The sequence below is a fragment of the Janthinobacterium sp. GW458P genome, assembly GCF_002127585.1.
Taxonomy (GTDB): domain Bacteria; phylum Pseudomonadota; class Gammaproteobacteria; order Burkholderiales; family Burkholderiaceae_D; genus Janthinobacterium.
Genome location: NZ_NEGZ01000117.1, coordinates 1 through 3,564, shown reverse-complemented (window position 1 = coordinate 3,564; position 3,564 = coordinate 1). Strand labels below are relative to the sequence as shown.

The 3,564-nt window shown below is 63.3% G+C and carries 3 protein-coding genes and 1 pseudogene; all 4 read right to left on the bottom strand.

Features of this window, described 5'->3' with window-relative positions; translation table 11 throughout:
• The coding region (locus CBW50_RS28080) for a methyl-accepting chemotaxis protein (protein WP_086148532.1) at positions 1-1,685 on the bottom strand (1,685 nt) is incomplete at its 3' end.
• Between the two features lie 257 nt (positions 1,686-1,942).
• A complete protein-coding gene (locus CBW50_RS28075) occupies positions 1,943-2,455 on the bottom strand; it encodes a lipocalin family protein (RefSeq protein ID WP_086148531.1) in 513 nt (170 codons plus the stop codon).
• A 21-nt stretch (positions 2,456-2,476) separates the two neighbouring features.
• Entirely contained in the window at positions 2,477-3,274 is a 798-nt protein-coding gene (locus CBW50_RS28070; protein ID WP_226935844.1) for an ABC transporter substrate-binding protein, read from the bottom strand.
• Between the two features lie 42 nt (positions 3,275-3,316).
• A pseudogene (locus CBW50_RS28065) lies at positions 3,317-3,564 on the bottom strand (type VI secretion system protein TssA); the annotation flags it as partial.

Sequence of the window (3,564 nt, the reverse complement as noted above, 5' to 3'; positions counted from 1 at the left end):
GCGGCCACGACCGGGGCCGGGGCCGGGGCCGCTGTGCGCCGGATGGCGGGCCGCGCGGCCGATTTTACCGGCGCCCGCGCCGGCGCGGACGCGGTCATGGTCGGGGCCATAGCGGGAGCGGCACTGGCGGCAACATATTGCTGCGAAGCATCGAGCTTGAACACGCCCACCACGTCGGCCAGCTTGGCCGCCTGTTCCTGCATGGATTCGGCTGCCGCGGCCGCCTGCTCCACCAGGGCCGCATTTTGCTGCGTCACCTGGTCCATCTGGCCGATGGCCTGGTTGACCTGTTCGATGCCGGTGCGCTGCTCGTCGCTGGCGTCCGTGATCTGGTTCATGATCTGCGTCACATGGCCGATGCTTTCCACGATTTCATCCATGGTGCGGCCCGCCTTGTCCACCAGTTGCGAACCGGCCTCGACTTTTTGCACGGAATCGTCGATCAAGCCCTTGATTTCCTTGGCGGCTTGGCTGGACCTCTGCGCCAGGTTGCGCACTTCGGACGCCACCACGGCGAAGCCACGGCCCTGCTCGCCCGCGCGTGCCGCCTCGACGGCCGCGTTCAGGGCCAGGATATTCGTCTGGAAGGCGATGGCGTCGATGACGCTGATAATGTCGACGATCTTGCGCGAGGAATCATTGATCGAGCCCATGGTGCTGACCACTTCCGACACTACCGCGCCGCCCTTGCTGGCGATCTGCGAAGCGTCGATGGCCAGCTGGTTGGCGCTGCGCGCGTTGTCCGCATTGAGTTTCACGGTGGACGTCAGCTCCTCCATGGACGACGCCGTCTCTTCCAGCGAACTGGCCTGCTGTTCCGTGCGCGACGACAGGTCCATGTTGCCGGCGGCAATTTCGCTCGACGCCGTGCTGATGGAATCGGTGCCGGAACGCACCTGGCCGACGATGCTCACCAGCTTGTCGTTCATGTTTTTCAGCGCATGCATCAGCTGCCCCGTCTCGTCGCCGCTTTCCACCACGATATGGCTGGTCAGATCGCCTGCCGAGACGGCTTCCGCCACCTGCACGGCCCGCGTGATGGGGCGCGTGATCGAGCGCGTGATCCAGTAGGCGCAGGCTATGCCCAGCAGCATGGCGGCCATGCCCAGCGAAATCAGCAACAAACGGCCGTTTTCATAGCGCGCACGGATTTGCCCGGCCGTTTCATCGAGCAATCTGGCTTCCAGCACGGCCAGTTTTTTCAGCGCCGCCAAGTAAATGTCGCGCTTGACGGCCATGTCGCCGTCATACAGGCGTTTGCCCAGTTCCAGGTCGCCCGCGGTCTTGGCCTTGAACACGTCCTTGCGCACCTCCGTGTAAGCCTTGCGCGTGCTCAACACTTCCTGGTACAGCGCTTGCTCTTCCGCGCTCAGTTCGCTCTTGCCGATCTCGTTCTGGATTTCCGTGGCGCGAGCGGATGAAACCGCCATTTCCTTCTCAAATTGTTTCTGGTGTTCCGGGTCGCTGACTTTCCAGGCGGCCGCCGTGCGGGCCGCATTAACCTCGATGACCTTGGTCCATTCGCCGATCAGGCGCTCATTGCGCACCTTCACGTTGACGAGCTGATCAGTTTCCTGGCTGGCGCTTTGCATCTGCACGATGCCCACCACGGTCAAAGAAGTCAGCAAGAGCAATACAGCGGCAAAACCGCCACCGAGACGCACGCCAATCTTGAGGTTTTTCATTGCGAGATTCCTATTTGAAAGCACTATGCACGGATGCCGCCAGCTTGCCGCCGCTACAAATCACTATAGCAAGCATTTGCCACCAGACAAACGCGAGTGGGGAGGGGACGCAGCTGTGCCCGGCGCCAAGGCGACACGCACGCACTACTTTGGTGCTGATTGTGAGTGAATCAGGATGGTATTGCAAGAAATAACATGCAGAAAAGCAACAACCAGAAGACGCGACGCCGCCACGAGCGGGCGGCAGGCAAACAAGCTCAGTTTTGCTTCACATAGATCAATTGGGACGTATCGAAACCCAGCCCCCTGGCCTTCTCGATCAGGCGCTGCTGCACAGCGGGGTCCATGGTCGGCGTGCGCGACAGCAACCACAAGTACGATTTATCGGGGCCGCTGATCATGGAATAGCTGTAATTTTGCTGGTCCAGATCAAAAACGATATAGGAGCCATAGAAAGGGCCGAAAAACGACACTTTCAGATAGCCCACGTCTTTCCTGTCGACGAAATACGCCTTGCCTTCCGCCTCTTTCCACCGCGCGTCCGCATCCTTATAGCCGCGGTTGAGCACTTTCAGGCCGCCATCCTGGCGCAGGCTGTAATCGGCCGTCACATGGCTCAGGCCCCGCTCGAACGAGTGGTCGAGGCGCGCGATTTCATACCATTTGCCCAGATAGCGCGTGGTGTCGAAGTTGCCGACAGGGACGATATTATCGGGCCGGCCGACACAGCCGGCCAGCACGAGCACACACAGGAACAGCAGTTTTTCCATGGTCTTCTCCAGTGGGTGAAATCAGGGCAGCAATGCGTGCTCGACGATGCGGCCGATCTCGCCGCTGCTTTGCATGCGCGCGATGGCGGCATTGAATTGTTCGATGAAATCATCGCGGTAGGGGTAGGCGTCCGGCTGGCGTGCCGTAAATCCCAGGTGGCCCTGCTGGCTGGCCAGCTGCGCCGTTTCGTGGACGGCCTGCATCGGCGCGCCCGCCTGGCCGTCGCGCCGGATGCGCTGCAGCTCCCATTGCGCCGACAGGCGGTCGCTGACATAGCAGTCGATGCGCCCGCGCATCAGCTTGAGCAGATTCGTGCGCGTGCCCTTGGCCGGGTCGAGCACGACCTTCCCGGCGCGCAGGGCCGCCATCATTGCCGCGTCGCCCGGCAAAAAACCCGCGTTCACGCCGATGTGCAGGCCGCCGTAATCGGCGGGCCACTGCTGCAGCGCGCGTTTCGCCAGCACTTCCGCGTTGCAGAGCACCACCAGCTGCTCCATCAGCAGGGGCACCGAGTAGCGCACGTACGGCCGCTCGCTGCGCCAGGAATACGGCGGGTACAGGCCGAACGCCTGGCCCGTCTGCAGCATCAGCAAGCCCCGCTTCCAGGGCACGGGACGCAGCTGCACCTGGTACTGCGGCATGGCCTGCGCGGCCACGCGCACGATCTCCGTGTAGATGCCTTTCAGCTGGCCGTGCTCGACATACGAGTACGGCGGATAATCGTCGTCGCCATACAGCACCACCGGCTGCGGCGCGCCAGCCCACGCCGCGGCGCTGGCGGCGGCGGACAGGCAGAACGCGGCGGATAAACAGGCCATCTTGAACATGCTGGCAGAGTAGCACGGAAGCGGCAAGGACGATCATCCGTTCGTGCCGTCCATGCCCAGCATCTCGTCGAGCTGCGCCAGGGTGCCCTGATCCTTGACGACGGCGCGCAGCCACAGGTGCAGCGGCAGCTCCGCCCAGGTGGCGGCCTTGTCGGCCAGGTAGGCGACGGGGCTGTGCGGCTCCGTGCGGCGGAAGAAATCGGCCACCTGGCGCAGCTGGGCCAGCGCCTGCTGGCGCTGCACGATGGCGCCGCCGCTGCCGGCGGCCAGGCCGGCGGCGG